Genomic DNA, 24,767 nt, shown 5'->3' with positions numbered 1-24,767 from the left:
CCCCGGTGGCGGCCGGTCCTGATCTGTGCGCTGATGGGCCCAAGAAACCCGCGCCCCTGAGGGCGAGCTCCGCTCGCTTCAGGGGCGCGGGGAACTGCGCGAGAAGCCCCACCGGCCGTCAGTCGGAGACAACCGTTTACCAGGCACACGCCGGGCACCCATAGGATTGAGCCCAAACCACACACACTCACCCCAGAGGATCGCTGCATGCCTGGCATCACGCGCGAGGAGGTCGCCCACCTCGCCCGGCTGGCGCGTCTGGAGCTGAAGCCCGAAGAGCTCGACCACTTCGCAGGCCAGCTCGACGACATCATCGGCGCGGTCGCCCGCGTCAGCGAGGTCGCCGACCAAGACGTACCGCCGACCTCCCACCCGCTGCCGCTGACGAACGTCATGCGCGCGGACGAGGTCCGTCCGTCGCTCACCCCCGAGCAGGCGCTCTCCGGCGCCCCGGCCCAGGAGCAGCAGCGTTTCAAGGTGCCGCAGATCCTGGGGGAGGACTAACCACCATGACGGACATCATCAAGCTCACCGCCGCCGAGATCGCCGCGAAGATCGCGTCCGGTGAACTCACGGCCGTCGAGGTCACCGAGGCCCACCTGGCCCGTATCGAGGCCGTCGACGAGAAGGTCAACGCGTTCCTGCACGTCGACCGGGAGGGCGCGCTGAAGCAGGCCGCCGCCGTCGACGCCAAGCGCGCCGCGGGCGAGAAGCTGGGCCCGCTGGCCGGCGTCCCGCTCGCGCTGAAGGACATCTTCACCACCGAGGGCATCCCGACCACGGTCGGCTCCAAGATCCTCGAGGGCTGGATCCCGCCGTACGACGCCACGCTGGTCAAGAACCTGAAGGCCGCCGACGTCGTCATCCTCGGCAAGACCAACATGGACGAGTTCGCCATGGGGTCCTCCACCGAGAACAGCGCGTACGGCCCGACCGGCAACCCGTGGGACCTCACCCGTATCCCGGGCGGCTCCGGCGGCGGCTCGTCCGCCGCGCTCGCCGCCTACCAGGCGCCGCTCGCCATCGGCACGGACACCGGCGGTTCCATCCGCCAGCCCGCCGCCGTCACCGGCACCGTCGGCGTCAAGCCCACGTACGGCGGCGTCTCCCGCTACGGCATGGTCGCGTTCTCGTCCTCCCTCGACCAGGGCGGGCCCTGCGCCCGTACGGTCCTGGACGCGGCGCTGCTGCACGAGGCGATCGCCGGTCACGACCCGCTCGACTCCACGTCCATCGACGCTCCGGTCCCGCCGGTCGTCGAGGCCGCGCGCAACGGCTCGGTGCAGGGCATGCGGGTCGGCGTCGTCAAGCAGTTCCGCGGCGAGGGCTACCAGGCCGGCGTCGTGCAGCGCTTCGACGAGTCCGTCGAGCTGCTGAAGTCGCTCGGCGCCGAGATCGTCGAGCTGGACTGCCCGAGCTTCGACCTGGCGCTGTCCGCGTACTACCTGATCGCTCCGTCGGAGTGCTCCTCGAACCTGGCCCGGTTCGACGCCATGCGCTACGGCCTGCGGGTCGGCGACGACGGCACGCACTCCGCCGAGGAGGTCACCGCGCTGACCCGCGAGGCCGGCTTCGGCGACGAGGTCAAGCGCCGCATCATCCTGGGCACGTACGCGCTGAGCTCCGGCTACTACGACGCGTACTACGGCAGTGCCCAGAAGGTCCGCACCCTCATCACCCGTGAGTTCGAGGCCGCCTTCGAGAGCGTGGACGTCATCGTCTCGCCGACGACGCCGACCACCGCCTTCCCGATCGGCGAGCGCGCCGACGACCCGATGGCGATGTACCTCGCGGACCTGTGCACCATCCCGACCAACCTGGCCGGCAACTCCGCCATGTCGCTGCCCTGCGGCCTCGCGCCGGAGGACGGCCTGCCCGTCGGCCTGCAGATCATCGCCCCCGCCATGAAGGACGACCGGCTGTACAAGGTCGGCGCCGCCGTCGAGGCCGCCTTCGTGGAAAAGTGGGGGCACCCGCTGCTCGAGGAGGCACCGTCGCTGTGAGTCCCATGACTGCCAAGGCCAAGGGTTTCAAGAAGTCCAAGCCCGGCGCGTACCTGTCGATCGCCACGACCGCCTTCGGCGCGGTCGGCGTGGTCAAGCAGGCCCGGATGGCCCGGAAGGACAACGACACGCTCCGGCTGGTCGACGCCGCGGTCTCCGCCGTCGCCATCGCCACCGGTCTGGCGCTGCTGTTCCGGGAGCTGAAGAAGCTCGGCGACGACGACGTCCTGTTGGGCTGAGAGGGAAAGTTTCACCGTGACTGCCACGACTGACCTGGTGTCGTACGAGGAAGCCCTCGCGGCGTACGACCCCGTCATGGGCCTTGAGGTCCATGTCGAACTCGGCACGAAGACGAAGATGTTCTGCGGCTGCTCCACCGAGCTGAAGCAGGACGCCAACAGTCAGACCTGCCCGACCTGTCTCGGTCTGCCCGGCGCGCTGCCGGTCGTGAACGAGATCGGCGTCGAGTCGGCCATCAAGATCGGCCTCGCGCTGCACTGCGAGATCGCCGAATGGTGCCGGTTCGCCCGGAAGAACTACTTCTATCCGGACATGCCGAAGAACTTCCAGACCTCCCAGTACGACGAGCCGATCGCCTTCAACGGCTACCTCGACGTGCAGCTGGAGGACGGCGAGGTCTTCCGCGTGGAGATCGAGCGCGCCCACATGGAGGAGGACACCGGCAAGTCGACGCACGTCGGCGGTGCCACCGGCCGCATCCAGGGCGCCTCGCACTCGCTGCTCGACTACAACCGCGCCGGCATCCCGCTCATCGAGATCGTCACCAAGCCCATCGAGGGCGCGGGCGAGCGGGCCCCCGAGGTCGCCAAGGCGTACGTCGCCGAGCTGCGCGAGGTCATCAAGGCGCTCGACGTCTCCGAGGCCCGCATGGACAAGGGCCAGATGCGCTGCGACGTGAACCTGTCGCTGCGTCCGAACGGCACCGAGAAGTTCGGCACCCGCTCCGAGACGAAGAACGTGAACTCGCTGCGTTCCGTCGAGCGCGCCGCCCGCTTCGAGATCCAGCGCCACGCCGCGGTGCTGAACTCGGGCGGCACGATCGTGCAGGAGACCCGTCACTTCCACGAGGAGGACGGCTCCACCACCTCGGGCCGCATCAAGGACAACGCCGAGGACTACCGGTACTTCCCGGAGCCCGACCTGGTCCCGGTCGCCCCGTCCCGCGAGTGGGTCGAGGCGCTCCGGTCCGAGCTGCCCGAGCTGCCGCTCGCGCAGCGCAACCGGCTGATCGAGGAGTGGGCGATCTCCGCCCACGACATGCAGTCGATCCGCAACGCCGGCGCCATCGGCCCGATCGTCGCGACGATCAACGCCGGTGCCGACTCGACGTCCGCCCGCAAGTGGTGGATGGGCGAGCTGGCGCGCAACGCCAACGAGCAGGGCGTCGAACTCGGCGAACTGCCCATCACGCCCGAGTACGTGGCCCGGGTGTCGGAGCTGGTCGCCAAGGGCGACCTCAACGACAAGCTCGCCCGCCAGGTCATCGACGGTGTCCTCAAGGGCGAGGGCACCCCGGACGAGGTCGTCGAGAAGCGCGGCCTGAAGGTCGTCTCGGACGAGGGCGCGCTGAACACGGCCGTGGACGAGGCGATCGCGGGCAACGCCGGCATCGTCGCCAAGATCCAGTCCGGCAAGGTCGCCGCCGCCGGAGCCCTCGTGGGCGCCGTCATGAAGGCGACCCGGGGTCAGGCCGACGCGGCCCGCGTCAAGGAACTGATCCTGGAGAAGCTGGGCGTCAGCGAAGGCTGACGTCGACTCCGTCGGTTGACCGGAACGAGAGGGTGCGGGCCGCTGCCCGCACCCTCTCGGGGCTCCGCCCCGGACCCCGCTCCTCAATCGCCGGAGAGGCTCGAATGTGCTGATCCCCCTCGCCCTTCTCGCCGTCACTCTGGCCTTCGCCGTGTCGCGTCCCCGCAACTGGCCCGAGGCCGTCGTCGCCGTGCCCGCGGCGGCCCTCGCGATCGCCACCGGCACGGTCACTCCGGAGCACGCCTGGTCCGAGACCAAGGACCTGCTCCCCGTCGTCGGCTTCCTCGCCGCGATCCTGCTGCTGGCGCAGCTCTGCGCCGACGAGGGCCTGTTCAGGGCCGCGGGCGACGCCGTGGCGCGCGCCTGCAAGGGCAGCCCCACCCGCATGCTCGGCGGCGTCTTCGCCGTCGCCGCGGGCATCACCGCCGTCCTGAGCCTGGACGCCACCGTCGTCCTGCTCACCCCGGTCGTCTTCGCCACCGCCGCCCGGATCGGCGCCCGCCCGCGCCCGCACGTCTACGCGAGCGCCCACCTGGCCAACTCCGCGTCGCTCCTGCTGCCGGTCTCCAACCTCACCAATCTGCTGGCCCTCACCGCGAGCGGACTCACCTTCACCCGCTTCGCCGGGCTCATGGTGCTGCCCTGGCTGGTCGCGATCGGCATCGAATACCTGGTCTTCCGCCGGTACTTCGCCGACGACCTGGCCGCCCCGGCGCACGCCCCGGACGAGACGGAGCCGCCCGGCGTCCCCGTCTTCACGCTGACCGTTCTCGCGCTGACACTGGCCGGGTTCGCCGTCACCTCCTTCGCCGGCATCGAGCCGGTGTGGGCCGCCCTCGCCGGCGCCGTCGTGCTCGGCGCGCGAGCTCTCGCCCGGCGGGACTCCACCCCGGGCGAGCTGCTGAAGTCGGCGAACCTGCCGTTCTGCCTGTTCGTCCTCGCGCTCGGCGTCATCGTCAAGGCGGTCGTCGACAACGGACTCGGCGACCTCATCGGCCACGTCCTGCCCGGCGGCTCCTCGCTGCCCGCGCTGCTCGCCGTCACCGCGGTCGCGGCGCTCCTCGCGAACCTGATCAACAACCTGCCCGCGACCCTCGCCCTGCTCCCGGCCGTCGCCCCCGCGGGCCCGGGCCCGGTCCTCGCCGCGCTCATCGGCGTCAACGTCGGCCCCAACCTCACGTACGTCGGTTCGCTCGCCACCCTGCTGTGGCGGCGCATCGTGCACGCCCACGGCACCGAGCCCGAGCTGGGCGACTTCACGCGGCTCGGACTGCTCACCGTTCCCGTGACGCTCCTGCTGTCCACCACGGCGCTGTGGGCGGGGCTCCAACTCCTCGGCTGAGAACGAGCTGTGAGGTCGCGGGACACCTTGTGAGTAAGGACACGAAAGCGACAAACGATCACGTTTGCCTGTAAGAGTGACTGGCCACTGCTCACGTGTTCTTTGCGGGCTCGTCCCTTTTGCGCGGCTGCTCCCTGGCAAAGATCCATGAACCACCTGGGAGCACGCCTGTGGCCACCCTCGCCCGCTGGTGCGTCCGCCACCGGCTCGTCGTCCTCCTGCTGTGGCTGATCGCGCTCGTCGGTACCGGTGCGGCCGCCGCGGTCGCCGGGTCCGCGTACTCCAACGACTACGAGGCACCGGGCACCGAGTCCGGCCGCGCCACCCGGCTCCTCGACGAGAACTTCTCCGGGCTCGGCGGCGACAGCGACACCGTCGTCTGGCACATCGAGGGTTCGACCGTCCGGGCCGCCGACGTCGAGAAGACCATGAGCAACACCCTCGACGAGATCGCCGCACTGCCGGGGGTCTCCTCCGTCGTCTCGCCGTACGACGGCCGGGGCGCCGACCTGATCAGCGCCGACGGGCACACCGCGTACGCGACCGTCACCTTCGACGAGCAGGCCGACAACATCCCGGTCGCCCAGGCGCGGGCGGTCGTCGACACGGCCGAGGACGCCGAGGCGCACGGGCCCGACGGTCTGGAGGTGGAGCTCGGCGGCAGCGCCGTCGCCCTCACCGAGTCGACCTCGGCGCACCTGTCCGAGGTGATCGGTGTGGTGGTCGCCGCCGTCGTCCTCTTCCTGGCCTTCGGCTCGCTCGCCGCCGCCGCGCTGCCCATCGCCACCGCCCTGGTGAGCGTCGGGACGGCGTACGCCGGAATCGTGCTGCTCGGGCACGCCATGACCGTGGCCGACTTCGCCCCGATGCTCGGCATGCTGGTCGGGCTCGGCGTCGGCATCGACTACGCGCTGTTCATCGTGACCCGGCACCGCAAGGGCCTCAAGCGCGGGCTGCCGGTGGCGGTCGCCGCCGAACGGGCCGTCGCCACCACCGGGCGCGCCGTCGTCTTCGCGGGCGCGACCGTCTGCGTCGCCCTGCTCGGCATGCTGCTGCTGAACCTGAGCTTCCTCAACGGCGTCGCCATCGCCGCCTCCGTCACCGTCCTGCTCACCGTCGCCGCGTCGGTGACCCTGCTGCCCGCGCTGCTCTCGTTCATCGGGACGCGCGCCCTGTCCCGCCGGGAGCGGCGCCGCCTCGCCGAGCACGGGCCCGAGCCGGAGCTGCCCACGGGGCTCGCCGCCCGCTGGGCCGCGTTCGTCGAGCGCCACCCCAAGCTGCTCGGCGGGCTCGCGCTCGCCGTGATCACGGTCCTCGCGCTGCCCACCCTCTCCCTCCACCTCGGCACCTCCGACCAGGGCAACAACCCGAAGACCGCGACGACCCGGCAGGCCTACGACCTGCTGGCCGACGGTTTCGGCCCCGGGGTCAACGGCCCGCTCACCCTCGTCACCGAGATCGACGGAGCCCGGGACAAGGCCGAGGTCCAGGCGCTGGCCGGCGAACTGCGGACCACCGACGGCGTCGCGGCCGTCTCCCCGATCACGTACAACGGCGACGACTCGGCCGCGTACCTCACCGTCGTGCCCGCCTCCGCCCCGCAGTCGCGGGCGACCAGCGACCTCGTCGACGACCTGCGCGCGGACGTCGTGCCGCGGTCCGGGCTGGACGTCCAGATCGGCGGGGTCACCGCCAGCTACGACGACTTCGCCGAGGTCATCGTCGGCAAGCTGCCGCTGTTCGTGGGCGCCGTGGTCGGGCTCGGCTGCCTCCTGCTGCTGCTCGCGTTCCGGTCCCTCGGCATCCCGCTGAAGGCGGCGGCCATGAACATCGCCGCCGTCTGTTCCGCCTTCGGGGTCGTGGTCGCGATCTTCCAGTGGGGCTGGGGGAGCGAGCTGCTGGGCCTCGGCGCGGCCGGGCCGATCGAGCCCTTCCTGCCCGTGATCATGGTCTCGGTCCTCTTCGGGCTCTCCATGGACTACCAGGTCTTCCTGGTCAGCCGGATGTACGAGGAATGGCTGGAGACCGGTGACAACCGGCGGGCCGTGCGGGTCGGCCTCGCCGAGACCAGCCGCGTGATCAACTCGGCCGCCGTGATCATGATTTCGGTCTTCCTCGCCTTCGTGCTCAGCGGCGACCGGGTCATCGCGATGTTCGGCATCGCGCTCGCGGTGGCCGTCGCCGTGGACGCCTTCATCCTGCGCACGCTGCTGGTGCCGGCCCTGATGCACCTGCTGGGCGGCGCGAACTGGTGGCTGCCCCGGTGGCTCGCCAGGATCCTGCCCCGCATCAGCATCGAGCCGCCGGAGTGCCGCGCGGCCCATGAGAAGGTGACCCTGCCCGGACAGCGACAGACGAAGGAGTCCGATGTACGCGATCCCGCTCGGTGACGAGGGCGCCGAACTGCGGCCCCTGGAGACCTGGCACGCCGAGGAGTTCCTGGCGAACCTGGAGCGCGGACGGGAGTTCATCGGACAGTTCATCCCGTTCGGCTCGCAGGTCACGGACGTGGACTCGGCGCGCGGCACCCTCCAGCGCTACACCGACATGCGGGCCGCGGACACGGGCTCGTACCACGGCATCTGGCTGGACGGACGGCTGGTCGGCGGGGTGCTCACGCTCAACTTCGACGCCGCGACGGGCAATGCCGAGGTCGGCTGCTGGCTGGAGCCGACGGCGACCGGGCGCGGCCTGATCACACGGGCGATGCGCGTCCTGCTGGAGTGGGTCGTCGAGGAGCGCGGCATCCACCGGGTGGAATGGGTGGCCGCGTCCGGGAATGTCGCGAGTCTGAAGGTGGCCGAGCGTCTCGGTTTCCGGCAGGACGGCGTGCGCCGCGAGGCGCATGAATGGCGCGGAAAGCGCCATGACCTGGAGGTCTGGTCGCTGCTCGCCCCGGAGTGGCGCAGCGCACGTGACGCGCACAAGGAACGTTAAGAGACCTCTCAGACTGCGTCCGTACGGTGCGCAGCATGACTACGAAGACTGACGCGCAGCGCGACGCAGAGATCCGGGAGGAGGACGCCCCCTCCCAGGAGACCGCCGGGGCCACCGAGGCCACCGAGCCCGAGGCCACCGCCACCGGGTCCACCGCCCCCGAGGCCGGGGCCACCGAGGACGACGATGCCGCCGCGGAGGCGGCCGCCGAGGCCGAACTCGCCCGGCTGGCCGAGGAGAACGCCGCGGCGGACCGCCCCTCCGGGGTCGGTCAGGGAGCGGCCGCCATCGTCTCCGTCGCCCTCGGCGTCGTCGCGATGAGCGGCAGCTGGCTCGGCACCGTCGCCTCGGCCCGTGAGTCCCTCATCGGCCAGCTCAACACCTCGCAGTCCGCCAGCGTCGCCACCCAGGTCTCCGAGGTCTACGGCGACTCCTGGCACGCCGCCGCCGTGGTCGGCGGCGTCTTCTCCCTGATCGCGCTGATCGTCGGCGCGTTCGTCCTGGCCAGGCCCGCCTTCGGGACGCCCGGCCGACCGCAGGCGGTCTGGATCAAGTCCGTGGCCTGGGCCGGGGTCTCGCTCGGCGTCCTGGGACTGCTGCTCGCCGTCGCCAAGTACTCGGACCTCCTCCTCGGGCTGCCCAAGACCAGCTGAGGCATCTCCTAAGGCCCTTACGCGGGACCTAAGGATCTCCGGGAGCCGCATAAGGCATCCCGGGACCCGGAGATGCGGCACTCTCCCGATGTGCCGCACCCCCCTGGGAAACGAGAGTTGAGGCATCGCGGAAGACACCGCGAGAGCAACGGCGATCGTCACCAGGGAGACGAGATGTTCGAGTACGAGATGCACCAGATCCGCTCCGCCGAACTCATCCGGCAGGCGGACGAGCACCGTCGGGCGCGGGCCGCTCTCGCGGGCCGCAAGGCCCGCAGGGCGGAGCGGAGTTCCACCGCCATGGACGCGGAGGGACCGGTGAGTACCGGCGGTCCGCGTCGCTCGGGCTTCGCCCGTACGGCGTGAACAGCGTGCCCCGCCCCGGAGACATCGGGGACCGGGTGGAAGGGGAGGACGGCACCGCGGCCGTCCTCCCCTTCTCCACGCTCACGGCGGAAAACACTGCCGGGCTGTCAGACGCGTGTGCGATGCTCGGCGACGTGGAGACCAGGTCCGTCAGCCCGGTGTTCGTCGGCCGCGCCGACGAACTGGGCACATTGCACACCGCCCTCGGCCGCGCCGCCGCCGGCGAGCCGCAGGCCCTGCTGCTCGGCGGTGAGGCCGGCGTCGGCAAGACCCGGCTCGTCGAGGAGTTCGCCGCGAGCGCCTGCGCGCGGGGCGCCGTCGTCGTCACCGGCGGCTGCGTCGAGATCGGCGCCGACGGCCTGCCGTTCGCCCCCTTCTCCACCGCCCTGCGCGCCCTGCGCCGCGCCCTGCCCGACGAGCTGGACCGGGCCGCCGCCGGACGCGAGGACGAACTGGCCCGCATCCTGCCCGAATTGGGTGACGGCCTGGTCCGGGGCCGCGACGGCCGCGGCGACGAGAGCGCCACCGCGCTGCTCTTCGAACTGACCGCCCGCCTCCTCGAACAGGTCGCCGCCGAGCGCACCGTCGTGGTCGTCCTGGAGGACCTGCACTGGGCGGACGCCTCCACCCGCCATCTGCTGGCCTACCTCTTCCGCACCCTGCGCAGCGGCCGCCTCGCCGTCGTCGCCACCTACCGCGCGGACGACGTGCACCGCCGCCACCCGTTGCGCCCCCTGCTCGCCGAGCTGGACCGGCTGCGCACCGTCACCCGGATCGAACTGGGGCGGCTCACCCGCGACGAGGTGGCCCGCCAGATCGCCGGGATCATCGCCGCCGAACCCGAGCGCTCGGTCGTCGACGACATCTTCCGCCGCTCCGACGGCAACGCGTTCTTCGTCGAGGAACTGGCCGTCTCCGCGGCCGAGGGCTGTGCCACCGGCCTCACCGACTCCCTGCGCGACGTCCTGCTCGTCCGCGTCGAGTCCCTGTCCGAGTCCGCCCAGCGCATCGCCCGGATCTGCGCCGAGGGCGGCTCCACCGTCGAGTACCCGCTGCTCGAAGCCGTCGCCGGGCTCGGCGCCGACGAACTCATCGAGGCGCTCCGCGCCGCCGTCGGCGCCAACATCCTGCTCGCCAGCGCCGACGGCGACGGCTACCGCTTCCGCCACTCCCTGGTCCGCGAGGCGGTCAGCGACGACCTGCTGCCCGGCGAGCGCTCCCGCATCAACCGCCGCTACGCCGAAGCCCTCGAGGCCGACCCGGCGCTGGTCCCCGCCGACTCCCGCGTGATGCGCCTGGCCAGCTACTGGTACCACGCCCACGACGCGGCCAAGGCGCTGCCCGCCGTGCTCGACGCCTCCGTGGAGGCCCGCCGCCGGCACGCCTACGCCGAGCAACTGCGGCTCCTGGAGCGGGCGATGGAGCTGTGGGACGGGACCCCGCAGGAGATCCGCGCCGCCCTCCGCATGGGCGACTACTCCTCGGCCTACCGCTCCTGCGGCTGCGATCCCGCCGAGACCCGGCTCGACTTCCTCGACCTGATGGCCGAGGCCGCCGACGCGGGCCGGCTGTGCGGGGAGCGGGAGCGCGCCCTGAAGATCGGCAAGCGCGCGATCCGCATCCTGGAGGACGCCGCTGCCGACGGCGCGGGCGACCCCCTGCTCGCCGCCTGGTTCTGGCTCCAGCGCTCGCGGATCATCTCCCACATCGCCCGGGGCAACGGCTGGGACGAGATCGCCAAGGCGCAGGAGCTGGTCCGCGGACTGCCGCCGTCCGCCGTGCACGCCGAGGTCCTCGCACACGCCGCCGCCTGGGGCATGCTGCACCGCCCGGGCGCCGAGACCCTCGCCGCCGCCGAGCGGGCCGTGGAGTACGCGCGCATGGTCGGCGACCAGGAGGTGGAGCTGCACGCCCGCCTGGTGCGCGGCGGGCTCCTCGTCGACGCGGGCTCCGTCGAGCAGGGCTTCACCGAGCTGTACGAGGTGCGCGAGCGCTCCATGGGGCTCGGCCTGATGGCCCGGATCAACAACGTGAACGTCAACCTGCCCTCCGCCCTGGAGAGCGCCGGCCGTTCCGCCGAGTCCGTGCGCATCTGCGACGAGGGCATCGCCTTCTCCCACCGCCACGGCCTCACCGACACCAAGGGCTGGATCATCTCCAACAAGTCCGAGTCCCTGGTCTCCCTGGGGCGCTGGGACGAGGCCGTCGAGGCGGCCGAGTGGGCCCGCGGCTTCTGCCTGAGCGACAAGCCGCGCGCCACGTCCCTGACCCAGCTGGCCGCCGTCGCCGTCGGGCGCGGCGCCTTCCAGGAGGCGACCCGGCAGCTCGCCGCCGCGCAGCGCTACATCGGCACCCACGATCCCCAGCCGCAGTACGACCTGCCGATCGCCCACCGCGCGATCGAGCTGGCCGCCGCCCAGGGCCGCCTGCTCGACGCCCGCGCCGAACTGGCCCGGATCGTCGACGCCGGGCTGCCGCCCTCCAGCCACCGCTATCTGTGGCCGATGCTGCGCACCGCCGCCGAGGCCGAGGCCGACGCCCGCGGGCTGCCCGCCGCCGACGCCGGTCGCGCCGAGGCCGTCGCCCGGATCCGGACCGCTGCCGCGCAGCAGGCCACCCCCGTCCCACTCTGGCTCGCCCACGACCAGTGGGTCCGCACCGAGCTGCTGCGCGCGGAGGGCCGCGACACCCCCGACGACTGGTCCGCCGCGGTCACCGTGCTGGAACCCCTCGACCGCCCCTACGACCTGGCCCGCGCCCGGCACCGGCTCGCCGCGTCCCTGCTGGCCCGCGCCGAGGGCGACGACCGCGAGCGCGCCACCGAGCTGCTCCGCCTCGCCGCCGCGGTCGCGAGCCACCTCGGCGCCCGCCCGCTCGCCGAGTCCGTCGCCCTGCTCGCCCAGCGCGCCCGGATCGGCCTCACCCGTGACGCGCCGCGCCGCGACGCTCCCGCCGATCCCGCCGAGGAGCTGGGTCTGACCAGCCGCGAGCGCGACGTGCTGCGCCTGGTCACCGCGGGCCGCAGCAACCGGCAGATCGCCGAGGAGCTGTTCATCTCGCCGAAGACCGCCAGCGTCCACGTCTCCAACATCCTGGCCAAGCTGGGCGTGGCGGGCCGCGGCGAGGCCGCCGCGCTCGCCCACCGGCTGCGTCTCTTCCCGGCCGTCCGTAGCTGAGCCCCCCGGCCGGGCCCTGTCGTACGCTGGACGGCGGAGCTCGGCCGGACGAGCCAGGGAGGCGCACCGTGTTCAACATGTTCGAGGAGATCTTCTCGCCCAGCCGCAAGCACACGAACGACGAGCGCAAGCGCCTGGAGCTGACCCGCGTCGACCTCAACGACGGCGACCCGGGCCGCGGCCCGATAGACCTCACCTCGGGCAAGGTCACCGTCCGCCCGCCGCGCCCGCGGACCCCCGCCACCGCCGAGGACGACGAGGTCAGCTGACCTCCAGCTCCAGGATCCGGTCGTCGCCCTTGCCCGGCGTGCCCCGGCTGTCGGTCTCGCTCGTCACCAGCCACAGCCTGTCGCCGCCCGCCGCGACCACCGTGCGCAGCCGCCCGTACTCGCCCTTGAGGAACGCCTGGGGATCGTGCGCCGCCTTCGTGCCGTCGAGCGGCACCCGCCACAGCCGCTCGCCCCGCAGGCCCGCCATCCAGATCGACCCCTTCGCGTACGCGATGCCGCTGGGCGACGCCTCCGAGGTGTGCCACTGGGCGATCGGGTCGTGGTACGCGGCATCACCGCTCCTGCCCTCGGCGTCCGGCCAGCCGTAGTCGTCACCGGCCACGATGTTGTTCAGCTCGTCCCAGGTGTCCTGGCCGAACTCGGAGGCCCACAGCCGCTTGTCCGTGTCCCAGGCGAGCCCTTGGACGTTGCGGTGCCCGTAGGAGTACACGGGGGAGTCGCCGAAGGGATTGCCCGGCGCGGGCTGCCCCTCCGGGGTCAGCCGCAGGATCTTGCCGCCCGTGGACTTCCGGTCCTGCGCCAGCTCGGTGTGGTACGTCTCGCCGGTGCCGACGTAGAGCAGGTCGTCGGGGCCGAACGCGATCCGGCCGCCGTTGTGGTTGGTGCCCTTGGGGATGCCCTTGAACACCGTGTCCGGCGCGCCCAGCTGCTCGCCCGCCGGCTTCTTCGCGTCGTAGATCATCCGCGCGACGCGGTTGTCCGACGCCGTCGTGAAGTACGCGTAGACCATGTGGTCCGACGCGTAGTCGGGGGAGAGCGCGAGACCGAGGAGGCCGCCCTCGCCGGCCGGCGCGACCCCGGGCACCGAGCCCAGTTCCGTCTTCTTGCCGGTGTCCGTGTCCACCCGGGTGATCGTCCCCTCGTCACGCGACGAGACGAGCAGACCGCCCTCGGGCAGCGGGGCGAGCCCCCACGGTGACTTCAGGTTCTCGGTGACCGTGCGCACCACGCGCACCGACCCCTTCGCCGGAGGCACGGCGTCCGAGGATCCGGACGCGCTGGGCGTGCCCGCACCGGACCGGCCGGTCGGGGTTCTCTCGTCGCCCGGGCCGCCGTCGTCCCCGGACGAGCAGCCCGCGGTGAGCAGGAGCGCGGCGCAGGCGGCCAGGGCGAGTGCGGGCCGGGCGGCTGGACGTGGCACGGTCGGGTCCCTTCGACACGGGAGGCGCGGGATGTGCGCGCTCTCCTGTTCATACTCCGCTCTGCCCGCCCGGGTTCCCGATCTCCGCGCACGGAACCCGGCCGGATCAGTCCCAGGAGCCCCGCGCCGGGGGCAGCCCCGCGATCTCCGCCAGGTCGGCGTCCGTCAGCGACAGGTGCGCCGCCGCCGCGTTCTCGGCCGCCCACCGCTCGTGCTTCGTGCCCGGTACGGGGATGACGTTCCGCCCGCACGCCAGCACCCAGGCCAGTGCCACCTGGGCCGGCGTCACGTCCGCGCCGTGCCGCGCCGCGATCCGGCGCAGCCCCGCCACGACGGGCTGGTTCGCGGCCATCATCTCGGCGGTGAAGCGCGGGTGCCGGGCCCGGACGTCGTCGGGCTCGAAGCCCTGGCCCGGGGTGAGCGTCCCGCTCAGGAAGCCGTTGCCGAGGGGCATCGCCGCCAGGAAGCCCACACCGCGCGCCGTGCACCACGGCAGCAGCGCCGCGAGTGCCTCCGGGGACCACACCGACAGCTCGGCCATCACCGCGCTCACCGGGAAGACCTGCTGGATCCGCTCCAACTGCCGAATCGTTCCGGCATACAGCCCGTCCCGGCCGCCGCGGCGCGTGGCCCGCGCTCCCACCGCGCACAGGCCGAGCGCGCGCACCTTGCCCGCGCTCACCAGCTCCGCCATCGCGCCCCAGGTCTCCTCGACGGGCACCTCGGGGTCCGCGCGGTGCAGCTGGTACAGGTCGATGCGGTCCGTCTGGAGCCGCCGCAGCGACGCGTCGCAGGCTCTCCGCACATATCCCGGGCGGCCGTTGGCGACGATGTGCTGCTCGCCGACGAGCAGCCCCACCTTGGTCGACACGAACGCGTCCGCACGCCGCTCCTTGAGGACCCGGCCGAGCAGCAGTTCATTGGTGAACGGCCCGTACATGTCCGCCGTGTCGAGCAGCGAGCACCCCCGGTCCAACGCCGCGTGCACCGCCCGCAGGGACTCCTCCCCGCGTCGCTGCGAGCCGGTGTACGCCCAGCTCATCGGCATGCAACCGAGTCCGACCGCGCCCACCTCGAGCGCCGCGGCGCCGATCGACCGGCGCGCACCTCCTGGCTCCACGTGCCCGTGACCCTCCCTCGCTGAGGCCCCCAACCTAACCTCTGCCTCCGCGGCGCTCTGACATAGCCTCCTGACCATGACTGGTGACGTATGGCTCCCCTTCCCCGCCGACGAGGTTCCCGGGCTCCCCGAAGGGCTCGACTACCGCTTCTGGGACGGTGACTCCGACTTCCCGGCGGACCCGGCCGACTGCGCGTTCTACGTCGTTCCGTACGCGAAGGGCGCCGAGGTCTCCGTGCGCCCGCTGCCGCGGATGACGTCCGTCCACACCGTCCAGACCCTCACGGCGGGCGTGGACCACGTGCAGGGCGGGCTCAAGTACCTGCGCCCCGGTGTGCAGTTGTGCAACGCGCGCGGGGTGCACGACGCCAGCACCGCCGAACTCGCGCTCACCCTCACCCTCGCCTCGCTGCGCGGCATCCCCGACTTCGTGCGCGGCCAGGAACGCGGCGAGTGGCTCTCCGGATTCCGTCCGGCGCTCGCCGACAAGACCGTGCTCATCCTGGGATACGGCGCCATCGGCAGCGCCATCGAGGACCGGCTCGTCCCGTTCGAGGTCGCGCGGGTGGTGCGCGTCGCACGCTCCGCCCGCGCCACGGAGCGCGGTCCGGTGCACGCGCTCGGCGACCTGCCCGGCCTGCTGCCCGAGGCCGACGTCGTCATCGTCGTCACCCCGCTCACGGAGGACACCCGCGGCCTCGTGGGCGCGGACTTCCTGGCCCGGCTCAAGGACGGCGCGCTCCTGGTGAACGTCGGGCGCGGCCCCGTCGTCGACACCAAGGCACTGCTCGCGGAAGTCGACAACGGCCGGATCCTCGCCGCGCTGGACGTCACCGACCCCGAACCGCTGCCCCGGGACCATCCGTTGTGGCAGGCTCCGGGGGTGCTCATCTCCCCGCACGTCGGCGGACCCACGTCCGCCTTCCTGCCCCGCGCCAAGCGGCTGCTCGCCGCCCAGCTGCACCGGTTCGCGGACGGAAAGCCCCTCGACAACCTCGTCCTCACCGTCGGCTGACAGCTGTCGACGGGCGTCCCCGCGGCCCCACGGAACCCACCCGTGCGACCGCCCGCCCCCGGGTGCTGACGCTCCGCGCCCGCCCGGATGCACCCCGTGCCGCCATCGTCGCTGGTCGTCACGGAGAGTAGAGGAACTATGTCCCTGAGTGACGAGACTGGTGTATCGTCCCGACTGGGGCAGCGCCGCTCGGCACCATGCGGCGCCGGGGACTTGTGACGGACTGCGAGGGGGGCGACGGGCGATGCACGGCCTATGGGCACACAATCCGACGCGGCGGGGTCGACGGCTGGTCCGCCGGTCCTCACGTTCGCCCGTGCACGGGCGAAGTACCGGCAGCCGCAGGGGTCATACGTACCGGAGCGGACCGCGCGGCGGTCGCAGAAAGCATCCACAGACCGGGCAGGGCAAGACGGACGTGGGGGCAGCCCGGCGGACCGGGGCGGGCCGGTGACCGCCAAGGCGGCGTCGGCCGCGGCCCTCGGCACCCCGCTGCGCACGGGCGGGCCGGTGTCCGCCCGGCCACCCGGGCACCGGATGGGTGCGGGCTCGCAGCTGCTGCTCGTCCTGGTCTGCGCGGGATACGCCGTCGGCTCCGCGCTCGGCTGGGGCTCCGACCGGATCGCCCTGTTCATGGGCGACTTCGGGCTGAGCGTCGCGGCCGCCACCGCGGCCGTGTCGAACTTCCTGTACGCCCGCAGCCGGCGCAGCCGCTTTCGATCCGCCTGGCTCCTGTTCGCCTTCTCCTCCCTCATGGCCGCGCTGGGCAACGGGGTGTGGGGCTGGTACGAGTTCGTCCTCCACGAGCCCGTGCCCAGTCCCAGCCTCGCCGACGTGTTCTTCCTCTGCTTCGCGCCGCCCGCCATCATCGGCCTGCTGGTTCTCGCCAAGCGGCCCATGACGAAGGCGGGCTGGATCTGCCTCGGGCTCGACGCGTGGCTGATCGCCGGCTCCCTGATCACGCTCTCCTGGAGCCTCGCCCTCGCGCACACCGCCGAGTTCGAGGGTCAGAGCGTCAGCAGGACCGCCCTCTCGCTCGCCTATCCGCTGCTCGACATCGCGCTCGTCAGCATGGTCCTGGCCCTGCACTTCCGGCGCTCACCGGGCAACCGCACGGCGGTGAACACGGCGATCGGCGCACTCGCCCTCACGGTGATGTGCGACGCCCTGTTCACCTCGCCGCTGCTGCACGCCACGTACCGCTCGGGGGAGATCCTCGACGCGGGCTGGTTCGCCGGCTCGCTGCTGATGGCGTACGCGCCCTGGGTGAGCGGCGGGGGCACGACGTCCCGCGAGGAGCACCCCGCGAGCGCGGGACGGCGCTACCAGGTGAGTCAGACCCGGCCCATCTCGGGCTCGCTGGCGGCGCTCACGCCCTATCTGGCCGCCGCCGTCTGCACCCTGGGAATCCTCTACAACGTCCTGAACGGGCACAGCGTCGACCGGATCGTGCTCTTCACCGCCTGCACCGTCGTCCTGGCCCTCGTCGTGCGCCAGGGCATCATGCTCCTGGACAACATCACGCTCACCCAGGAACTGGCCCAGAAGGAGAACCACTTCAGGTCCCTGGTGCAGGGCTCGAGCGACGTCATCATGATCGCCGCGCCGAACGGGGTGCTGAGATACGTCAGCCCGGCCGCCGCCGGGGTCTACGGCCGTGACGCGGAAGAACTCGTCGGGTCCGAACTGGCCTCGATCATCCACCCCGAGGACCTCGGGCGGGTGGTGCACGAGGTGCGCAGGTTCCTCGCCGCGAGCCATGCCGAGGAGCCCACCACCCGGATCGAGTGCCGCTTCCGCTCCGGCACCGGCTCCTGGCTGAACGTGGAGTCCACGATCAACCGCCACCACGGCGGCCTGATCCTCAACAGCAGAGACGTGACCGAAAGGGTGCGCCTCCAGGCCCAGTTGCAGCACAACGCCGAGCACGACCCGCTCACCGACCTGCCCAACCGGGCGCTGTTCACCAAGCGGGTCAGCCAGGCCCTCACCGGACGGCGGGCCACGGACCGCGGCACCGCCGTGCTCTTCATCGACCTCGACGGCTTCAAACAGGTCAACGACACCATCGGCCACCAGGCGGGCGACGAGCTGCTCGTGCAGGCGGCAAGAAGGCTGGCCGACTCCGTACGTGCCTCAGACACCGCGGCTCGCCTCGGCGGTGACGAGTTCGCGGCACTGATCGTCGGCGACGGAAGCCGCGACCACACCGCCAGGGAGCAGCACATCTACGAACTGGCCGACCGGCTGAGAATGAGGCTCTCCCAGCCCTACTCCATCGACGGGCACGACAATGTGCGCGTCGCCGCCTCCATCGGCGTCTCGTTCGCCGAGCCCGAGATCACCGCGGGCGAGCTGCTGCGCAACGCCGACCTGGCCATGTACCGCGCCAAGGCGGCCGGCAAGGGGCGCGTGGAGCTGTACGCGCCACAGATGCAGGCCGACGTCGTCCGCAAGGCCGAGCTGGCGACGAGGCTGCGCACGGCGCTGCACGACGGCGAGTTCGCGCTGCTGCACCAGCCCGTCGTGTCGCTCGACGACGGCCGGATCACGTCGGTCGCCGCGCAGGCCCGCTGGCGCTCCGCGCAGGGCATCCTGTTCACCCCCGCCGAGTTCCTGCGGGTGGCCGACGACAGCGAGCGCACCGCCGAACTGGGGCGCTGGATGCTGGAGGAGGCCGTCGAGCAGGCCGCCGAGCGCGGGCACACCGGCCACGCCGTCCCGGTGGCCGTGCGGATCACCGCGCGCAGACTGCTCGACCGCTCCATGCTGCTCGGCTCCATCGAGGCGCTGCTGACCCGGCACGGGCTGCCCTCCGGTGCGCTCATCATCGAACTCGCCGACAGCGACCCCAGGGTGCCGCTCGACGAGCTGGAGCGGCGCCTCACCGCGCTGCGCAGGCTCGGTGTCCGGATCGCGCTGGACGGATTCGGCAGCGGCTATGCGGCCATCACCGCGCTGCGCCGACTCCCCGTCGACGTACTGAAACTGGACAGGTCGCTCGTCGAGGGCGTCGTCGAGTCGGCCCGGCTCCACAAGATCACCAGCGGGCTGCTCAGAATCGCCGGAGACCTCGGGCTCACCTCCGTGGCCGACGGCGTCGACCTGCCCGAACAGGTCGTGGCGCTGCGGTCGATGGGGTGCACGCACGGGCAGGGCATGGCGTTCTCCGGGCCCCTCGACGAGTACCGGCTGCGCCGTGCGCTGGTCTCGGGGGAGTACCCGGTTCCGTTGGGGCCGATCGAGCCGGTGTTCGTGGGCGGGCCACCCCTGCGCTCACATAATGAGACTCCCGTCCCACCCACTTGACAGTGACTGGGCGCCGGGGGGAGGGTCAGTGCCATGCGCACCCGAATTCTCGTACTTGGAAAGCGCGTCGGCTGAAGCTGGGACCACCGGTTCGGACATCGGAATCCCAGCGACCGCACCCGGCGCGCTCCCCTCGCTTGCCTCCCGGCACGAGGGGTTTTTTGTTGCACCGGGACAGGCCGCACGTGCCAGACAACCCGCAACACCCTGCACAAACCTCGCAAAAACCCTCAGCATCGAGAAGAGAATGCCGATGACCGAGCAGGCCACCGGGGCCCACCATCCGCAGCCGCGGCCCCGTTCCGGAGGACAGCAGTCCGCCCCCGTCGAGCACGTCACGGGTGCGAAGTCCCTCATCCGCTCGCTTGAGGAGGTCGGGGTCGACACCGTATTCGGCATCCCCGGCGGCACGATCCTTCCCGCGTACGACCCGATGATGGACTCCAGCAGGGTCCGCCACGTGCTCGTCCGCCACGAGCAGGGCGCGGGTCACGCGGCCACCGGATACGCGCAGGCCACCGGCAAGGTCGGGGTGTGCATGGCCACGTCGGGGCCGGGTGCCACCAACCTGGTGACGCCGATCGCGGACGCGATGATGGACTCCGTCCCGCTGGTCGCGATCACCGGCCAGGTCGTCTCCAAGGCGATCGGCACCGACGCCTTCCAGGAGGCGGACATCGTCGGCATCACCATGCCGATCACCAAGCACAGCTTCCTGGTCACCAAGGCCGAGGACATCCCGAAGGCGATCGCCGAGGCGTTCCACATCGCCTCCACCGGCCGCCCGGGCCCGGTCCTCGTGGACATCCCCAAGGACATCCTCCAGGCGCAGACGACGTTCACCTGGCCGCCGCAGCAGGACCTGCCCGGCTACCGCCCGGTGACGAAGCCGCACGCCAAGCAGATCCGCGAGGCCGCGAAGCTGATCACGAGTGCGAAGCGGCCCGTCCTCTACGTGGGCGGCGGCGTCCTGAAGGCCCGCGCCACCGCCGAGCTGAAGGTCCTCGCCGAGCTCACCGGAGCGCCCGTCACCACCACCCTGATGGCGCTCGGTTCGTTCCCCGACAGCCACCCGCTGCACGTGGGAATGCCGGGCATGCACGGTGCGGTCACCGCCGTCACCGCGCTGCAGAAGGCCGACCTGATCGTCGCCCTCGGAGCCCGCTTCGACGACCGCGTCACCGGCAACCTGGACAGCTTCGCGCCGTTCGCCAAGATCGTCCACGCGGACATCGACCCCGCGGAGATCGGCAAGAACCGCGTCGCCGACGTGCCGATCGTGGGCGACGCCCGCGAGGTCATCGCCGACCTGATCCAGGCCGTGCAGAAGGAGCACGGCGAGGGTCACACCGGGGACTACAGCGCCTGGTGGAAGGACCTCAACCGCTGGCGCGAGACCTACCCGCTCGGCTACGACCAGCCCGCGGACGGCTCGCTCTCCCCGCAGCAGGTCATCGAGCGGATCGGTCAGCTCGCCCCCGCGGACACGATCTTCGCGGCGGGCGTCGGCCAGCACCAGATGTGGGCCGCGCACTACATCCGGTACGAGAAGCCGGCGACCTGGCTGAACTCCGGCGGCGCCGGGACCATGGGCTACTCGGTCCCCGCCGCGATGGGCGCCAAGGCCGGTGCCCCGGGCCAGACGGTCTGGGCGATCGACGGCGACGGCTGCTTCCAGATGACCAATCAGGAGCTGACCACCTGCGCCCTGAACAACATTCCGATCAAGGTCGCCATCATCAACAACGGCGCCCTGGGCATGGTCCGGCAGTGGCAGACGCTGTTCTACAACCAGCGCTACTCCAACACCGTGCTGCACGCGGGCCCCGACGGCGAGACCCCGCCGAACAAGGGCACCCGCATCCCGGACTTCGTCAAGCTGTCCGAGGCGATGGGCTGCTACGCCATCCGCTGTGAGCGCCCCGAGGACCTCGACAAGTGCATCGAGGAGGCGAACGCGATCAACGACCGCCCGGTCGTGGTCGACTTCATCGTCCACGAGGACGCCATGGTGTGGCCGATGGTCGCCGCCGGCACCTCCAACGACGAGATCATGGCCGCCCGGGACGTCCGCCCCGACTTCGGCGACAGCGAAGAAGACTGAGAGAGCGCAGGAGAAGGAATCCCACCATGTCCACCAAGCACACGCTCTCCGTCCTCGTCGAGAACAAGCCCGGTGTCCTCGCCCGGATCACCGCCCTCTTCTCGCGCCGCGGCTTCAACATCGACTCGCTCGCCGTCGGCGTCACCGAGCACCCCGACATCTCCCGCATCACCATCGTGGTGAATGTCGAGGACCTGCCGCTCGAACAGGTCACCAAGCAGCTCAACAAGCTGGTCAACGTCCTGAAGATCGTCGAGCTGGAGCCCGGCGCGGCCGTCCAGCGCGAGCTGGTGCTCGCCAAGGTCCGCGCCGACAACGAGACGCGCTCGCAGATCGTCGAGATCGTCCAGCTCTTCCGCGCCAAGACCGTGGACGTCTCCCCGGAGGCCGTCACCATCGAGGCCACCGGCTCCGCCGACAAGCTGGAGGCGATGCTCAAGATGCTGGAGCCGTTCGGCATCAAGGAGCTCGTCCAGTCCGGCACCATCGCGATCGGCCGCGGCTCGCGCTCCATCACCGACCGGAGCCTGCGCGCCCTCGACCGCAGCGCGTAACACCTGGCACGCCCTCTCGTATACCGAGACCCCGAACCTTTCCTTCCGCACCCCGCCGTACGGTGGGAGCAACACCAGTACACCAAGGAGAACCCCAGTGGCCGAGCTGTTCTACGACGACGATGCCGACCTGTCCATCATCCAGAACCGCAAGGTCGCGGTGATCGGCTACGGCTCCCAGGGCCACGCCCACGCGCTGTCCCTGCGCGACTCGGGCGTCGACGTGCGCATCGGTCTGCACGAGGGCTCCAAGTCCAAGGCGAAGGCCGAGGAGCAGGGCCTGCGCGTCGTCACCCCCGCGGAGGCGGCGGCCGAGGCCGACGTCATCATGATCCTCGTCCCGGACCCGATCCAGGCGCAGGTCTACGAGGAGTCCATCAAGGACAACCTGAAGGCGGGCGACGCCCTGTTCTTCGGTCACGGCCTCAACATCCGCTACGACTTCATCAAGCCGTCGGCCGACGTCGACGTCTGCATGGTCGCCCCCAAGGGCCCGGGCCACCTGGTCCGCCGCCAGTACGAGGAGGGCCGCGGCGTCCCGTGCATCGTGGCCGTCGAGCAGGACGCCACCGGCAAGGGCTTCGAGCTGGCGCTGTCGTACGCCAAGGGCATCGGCGGCACCCGCGCCGGCGTCATCAAGACGACCTTCACCGAGGAGACCGAGACCGACCTCTTCGGTGAGCAGGCCGTCCTCTGCGGTGGCACGGCCGCGCTGGTGAAGGCGGGCTTCGAGACGCTGACCGAGGCCGGCTACCAGCCGGAGATCGCGTACTTCGAGTGCCTGCACGAGCTGAAGCTCATCGTCGACCTCATGTACGAGGGCGGCCTGGAGAAGATGCGCTGGTCGATCTCCGAGACCGCCGAGTGGGGCGACTACGTCACCGGCCCGCGGATCATCACGGACGCCACCAAGGCCGAGATGAAGAAGGTCCTCGCCGAGATCCAGGACGGCACCTTCGCCCGTGAGTGGATGGCCGAGTACCACGGTGGCCTGAAGAAGTACAACGAGTACAAGACGGCCGACAGCGAGCACCTGCTCGAGACCACCGGCAAGGAGCTGCGCAAGCTCATGAGCTGGGTGGACAACGAGGAGGCGTAAGCCTTCGGGACGGGGTCGCGGCGCACGCCGCGGCCCCGTTCTCCATGGGTTCGCCATGGCGCGGCCACTCGATCGTGGCCGGGTTGTCCAACCCGTCCAGCCACGGACGGGTGATCCTTCCAGGGAGGCGCAAGACCATGTCCCTGGCGCCACTACACTGCTGAACTAATTCGCGTTGGGCCCACAGCGTCGTGCGTCTTCCACGCGGCCATGCACCCACCCCTCCACCGCTTGCGGCCGTCGGGACGGCCGTCCGCATTGGGACTTGTGAGGACTCACGTGAGCACTGCTGCCAACGGCAAACCCGTCGTACTCATCGCTGAAGAGCTGTCGCCCGCGACTGTCGACGCCCTGGGCCCGGACTTCGAGATCCGGCACTGCAACGGAGCGGACCGCGCGGAACTCCTCCCCGCCATCGCCGACGTCGACGCGATCCTGATCCGCTCGGCCACCAAGGTCGACGCCGAGGCGATCGCCGCCGCGAACAAGCTGAAGGTCGTCGCACGAGCCGGCGTCGGCCTGGACAACGTGGACGTGTCCGCCGCCACCAAGGCCGGCGTGATGGTCGTCAACGCCCCGACGTCGAACATCGTGACCGCCGCCGAGCTGGCCTGCGGCCTCCTCATCGCCACCGCGCGCAACATCCCGCAGGGCTCGCAGGCCCTCAAGGCCGGCGAGTGGAAGCGCAGCAAGTACACCGGTGTCGAGCTCGCCGAGAAGACCCTCGGTGTCGTCGGCCTCGGCCGCATCGGCGCCCTCGTCGCGCAGCGCATGTCCGCGTTCGGCATGAAGGTCGTCGCGTACGACCCGTACGTGCAGCCCGCGCGCGCCGCGCAGATGGGCGTGAAGGTCCTCACGCTCGACGAGCTGCTCGAGGTCTCCGACTTCATCACCGTGCACCTGCCGAAGACCCCCGAGACCCTCGGTCTCATCGGTGACGAGGCGCTGCACAAGGTCAAGCCGAGCGTCCGCATCGTGAACGCCGCGCGCGGCGGGATCGTCGACGAGGAGGCGCTGTACTCGGCGCTCAAGGAGGGCCGCGTCGCCGGCGCCGGTCTCGACGTGTACGCGAAGGAGCCCTGCACGGACTCCCCGCTGTTCCAGTTCGACCAGGTCGTCTGCACCCCGCACCTCGGCGCCTCCACGGACGAGGCGCAGGAGAAGGCGGGTGTCGCGGTCGCCAAGTCGGTGCGTCTCGCGCTTTCGGGTGAGCTCGTGCCCGACGCGGTGAACGTCCAGGGCGGCGTCATCGCCGAGGACGTCAAGCCGGGTCTGCCGCTCGCCGAGCGCCTGGGCCGGATCTTCACCGCGCTCGCCGGTGAGGTCGCGGTCCGCCTCGACGTGGAGGTGTACGGCGAGATCACCCAGCACGATGTGAAGGTGCTCGAACTCTCCGCGCTCAAGGGCGTGTTCGAGGACGTCGTCGACGAGACGGTGTCGTACGTGAACGCCCCGCTGTTCGCGCAGGAGCGCGGTGTCGAGGTGCGGCTGACGACGTCGTCCGAGTCGCCCGACCACCGCAACGTCGTCACGGTGCGCGGCACCCTCAGCGACGGCCAGGAGGTCTCGGTCTCCGGCACGCTGGCAGGCCCCAAGCACCTGCAGAAGATCGTCGCCGTCGGCGAGTACGACGTGGACCTGGCGCTCGCCGACCACATGGTCGTGCTGCGCTACGAGGACCGTCCCGGCGTCGTGGGCACCGTGGGCCGCGTCCTCGGTGAGGGCGGCATCAACATCGCGGGCATGCAGGTCTCCCGCGCGGACGTCGGTGGCGAGGCCCTCGCGGTCCTCACCGTCGACGACACCGTCCCGCAGTCCGTGCTGACCGAGCTCGCCTCGGAGATCGGCGCCACCTCGGCGCGCTCCGTCAACCTCGTCTGAGATCCGA

Annotated in this window: 19 protein-coding genes; 17 read left to right on the top strand and 2 right to left on the bottom strand. The window is 71.4% G+C overall.

Translation table 11 applies throughout. The features are described from left to right. Nucleotides 1–207: 207 nt before the first annotated feature. The 11 genes from gatC (at nucleotide 208) to ABT127_RS18065 (ending at nucleotide 12,516) form a co-directional block, all read left to right on the top strand. Nucleotides 208–504, top strand: coding sequence for an Asp-tRNA(Asn)/Glu-tRNA(Gln) amidotransferase subunit GatC (gene gatC / locus ABT127_RS18115; RefSeq protein ID WP_018531282.1), 297 nt, complete (start codon nucleotides 208–210; stop codon nucleotides 502–504). A 5-nt stretch (nucleotides 505–509) separates the two neighbouring features. Next, nucleotides 510–2,003 (top strand): Asp-tRNA(Asn)/Glu-tRNA(Gln) amidotransferase subunit GatA, encoded by a 1,494-nt coding sequence (gene gatA, locus ABT127_RS18110; protein WP_351450554.1) that lies wholly within the window; start codon nucleotides 510–512, stop codon nucleotides 2,001–2,003. A 5-nt stretch (nucleotides 2,004–2,008) separates the two neighbouring features. Next, nucleotides 2,009–2,242, top strand: a complete 234-nt coding sequence (locus ABT127_RS18105) for a hypothetical protein (protein WP_351450604.1) — start codon at nucleotides 2,009–2,011, stop codon at nucleotides 2,240–2,242. Nucleotides 2,243–2,258: 16 nt separating this feature from the next. After that, the gene (gene gatB, locus ABT127_RS18100) at nucleotides 2,259–3,773 is read left to right on the top strand and encodes an Asp-tRNA(Asn)/Glu-tRNA(Gln) amidotransferase subunit GatB (protein ID WP_351450551.1); all 1,515 of its coding nucleotides are present in this window, start codon (nucleotides 2,259–2,261) and stop codon (nucleotides 3,771–3,773) included. Nucleotides 3,774–3,882: 109 nt separating this feature from the next. Continuing rightward, on the top strand, nucleotides 3,883–5,115 hold the full coding sequence (locus ABT127_RS18095) for an SLC13 family permease (RefSeq protein ID WP_351450601.1): 1,233 nt from the start codon (nucleotides 3,883–3,885) through the stop codon (nucleotides 5,113–5,115). Nucleotides 5,116–5,285: 170 nt separating this feature from the next. Next, entirely contained in the window at nucleotides 5,286–7,505 is a 2,220-nt protein-coding gene (locus ABT127_RS18090; protein WP_351450548.1) for an MMPL family transporter, read from the top strand. Continuing rightward, nucleotides 7,483–8,052 carry a GNAT family N-acetyltransferase gene (locus ABT127_RS18085; RefSeq protein ID WP_351450546.1) on the top strand — a complete coding sequence of 190 codons (570 nt, stop codon included), beginning with the start codon at nucleotides 7,483–7,485 and terminating at the stop codon, nucleotides 8,050–8,052. Before ABT127_RS18090 ends, ABT127_RS18085 begins: the two co-directional genes overlap by 23 nt. Nucleotides 8,053–8,087: 35 nt before the next feature. Then, on the top strand, nucleotides 8,088–8,705 hold the full coding sequence (locus ABT127_RS18080; RefSeq protein ID WP_351450544.1) for a hypothetical protein: 618 nt from the start codon (nucleotides 8,088–8,090) through the stop codon (nucleotides 8,703–8,705). Nucleotides 8,706–8,879: 174 nt separating this feature from the next. After that, complete coding sequence (locus tag ABT127_RS18075; RefSeq protein WP_351450541.1) at nucleotides 8,880–9,071, top strand: hypothetical protein; 192 nt, start codon at nucleotides 8,880–8,882, stop codon at nucleotides 9,069–9,071. Between the two features lie 122 nt (nucleotides 9,072–9,193). Further along, entirely contained in the window at nucleotides 9,194–12,247 is a 3,054-nt protein-coding gene (locus tag ABT127_RS18070; protein ID WP_351450599.1) for a helix-turn-helix transcriptional regulator, read from the top strand. 68 nt (nucleotides 12,248–12,315) lie between these two features. Next, nucleotides 12,316–12,516 carry a DUF6191 domain-containing protein gene (locus ABT127_RS18065; RefSeq protein ID WP_351450538.1) on the top strand — a complete coding sequence of 67 codons (201 nt, stop codon included), beginning with the start codon at nucleotides 12,316–12,318 and terminating at the stop codon, nucleotides 12,514–12,516. On the opposite strand, the gene ABT127_RS18060 is transcribed toward ABT127_RS18065, so the two are convergent. Together ABT127_RS18060 and ABT127_RS18055 are read right to left on the bottom strand one after the other, a co-directional pair. Then, a complete protein-coding gene (locus tag ABT127_RS18060) occupies nucleotides 12,509–13,678 on the bottom strand; it encodes a PQQ-dependent sugar dehydrogenase (protein ID WP_351450536.1) in 1,170 nt (389 codons plus the stop codon). The genes ABT127_RS18065 and ABT127_RS18060 overlap by 8 nt on opposite strands. Before the next feature lie 106 nt (nucleotides 13,679–13,784). Then, a complete protein-coding gene (locus tag ABT127_RS18055; RefSeq protein ID WP_351450596.1) occupies nucleotides 13,785–14,750 on the bottom strand; it encodes an aldo/keto reductase in 966 nt (321 codons plus the stop codon). A 124-nt stretch (nucleotides 14,751–14,874) separates the two neighbouring features. Between ABT127_RS18055 and ABT127_RS18050 the strand changes: the two genes are divergently transcribed. The 6 genes from ABT127_RS18050 (at nucleotide 14,875) to serA (ending at nucleotide 24,760) form a co-directional block, all read left to right on the top strand. Next, nucleotides 14,875–15,813, top strand: coding sequence for a 2-hydroxyacid dehydrogenase (locus tag ABT127_RS18050; protein WP_351450533.1), 939 nt, complete (start codon nucleotides 14,875–14,877; stop codon nucleotides 15,811–15,813). A gap of 537 nt (nucleotides 15,814–16,350) precedes the next feature. Continuing rightward, entirely contained in the window at nucleotides 16,351–19,122 is a 2,772-nt protein-coding gene (locus tag ABT127_RS18045) for a putative bifunctional diguanylate cyclase/phosphodiesterase (protein WP_351450593.1), read from the top strand. 247 nt (nucleotides 19,123–19,369) lie between these two features. Beyond that, entirely contained in the window at nucleotides 19,370–21,226 is a 1,857-nt protein-coding gene (locus tag ABT127_RS18040) for an acetolactate synthase large subunit (RefSeq protein ID WP_351450530.1), read from the top strand. A gap of 26 nt (nucleotides 21,227–21,252) precedes the next feature. After that, complete coding sequence (gene ilvN, locus ABT127_RS18035; protein WP_351450528.1) at nucleotides 21,253–21,780, top strand: acetolactate synthase small subunit; 528 nt, start codon at nucleotides 21,253–21,255, stop codon at nucleotides 21,778–21,780. A 97-nt stretch (nucleotides 21,781–21,877) separates the two neighbouring features. Next, complete coding sequence (ilvC, locus tag ABT127_RS18030; protein WP_351450525.1) at nucleotides 21,878–22,879, top strand: ketol-acid reductoisomerase; 1,002 nt, start codon at nucleotides 21,878–21,880, stop codon at nucleotides 22,877–22,879. A gap of 279 nt (nucleotides 22,880–23,158) precedes the next feature. Next, complete coding sequence (gene serA / locus ABT127_RS18025) at nucleotides 23,159–24,760, top strand: phosphoglycerate dehydrogenase (protein ID WP_351450522.1); 1,602 nt, start codon at nucleotides 23,159–23,161, stop codon at nucleotides 24,758–24,760. Nucleotides 24,761–24,767: the final 7 nt, after the last annotated feature.

The sequence above is a fragment of the Streptomyces sp. NPDC001904 genome (assembly GCF_040297005.1).
In the GTDB taxonomy this organism is placed as follows: Bacteria; Actinomycetota; Actinomycetes; order Streptomycetales; family Streptomycetaceae; genus Streptomyces.
Note: the sequence above shows the minus strand (reverse complement) of the source record. Positions and strands in the feature narration are given on the sequence as shown.

What these genes read in the sequence shown, in the direction of transcription:
- ABT127_RS18085 (WP_351450546.1), top strand. Translation starts at nt 7,483, where the DNA reads ATGTACGCGATCCCGCTCGGTGACGAGGGCGCCGAACTGCGGCCCCTG.
- ABT127_RS18105 (WP_351450604.1), top strand. Translation starts at nt 2,009, where the DNA reads ATGACTGCCAAGGCCAAGGGTTTCAAGAAGTCCAAGCCCGGCGCGTAC.
- ABT127_RS18040 (WP_351450530.1), top strand. Translation starts at nt 19,370, where the DNA reads ATGCCGATGACCGAGCAGGCCACCGGGGCCCACCATCCGCAGCCGCGG.
- ABT127_RS18070 (WP_351450599.1), top strand. Translation starts at nt 9,194, where the DNA reads ATGCTCGGCGACGTGGAGACCAGGTCCGTCAGCCCGGTGTTCGTCGGC.
- ABT127_RS18050 (WP_351450533.1), top strand. Translation starts at nt 14,875, where the DNA reads ATGACTGGTGACGTATGGCTCCCCTTCCCCGCCGACGAGGTTCCCGGG.
- ilvN (WP_351450528.1), top strand. Translation starts at nt 21,253, where the DNA reads ATGTCCACCAAGCACACGCTCTCCGTCCTCGTCGAGAACAAGCCCGGT.
- ABT127_RS18075 (WP_351450541.1), top strand. Translation starts at nt 8,880, where the DNA reads ATGTTCGAGTACGAGATGCACCAGATCCGCTCCGCCGAACTCATCCGG.
- ABT127_RS18045 (WP_351450593.1), top strand. Translation starts at nt 16,351, where the DNA reads ATGGGTGCGGGCTCGCAGCTGCTGCTCGTCCTGGTCTGCGCGGGATAC.
- gatA (WP_351450554.1), top strand. Translation starts at nt 510, where the DNA reads ATGACGGACATCATCAAGCTCACCGCCGCCGAGATCGCCGCGAAGATC.
- gatC (WP_018531282.1), top strand. Translation starts at nt 208, where the DNA reads ATGCCTGGCATCACGCGCGAGGAGGTCGCCCACCTCGCCCGGCTGGCG.
- ABT127_RS18080 (WP_351450544.1), top strand. Translation starts at nt 8,088, where the DNA reads ATGACTACGAAGACTGACGCGCAGCGCGACGCAGAGATCCGGGAGGAG.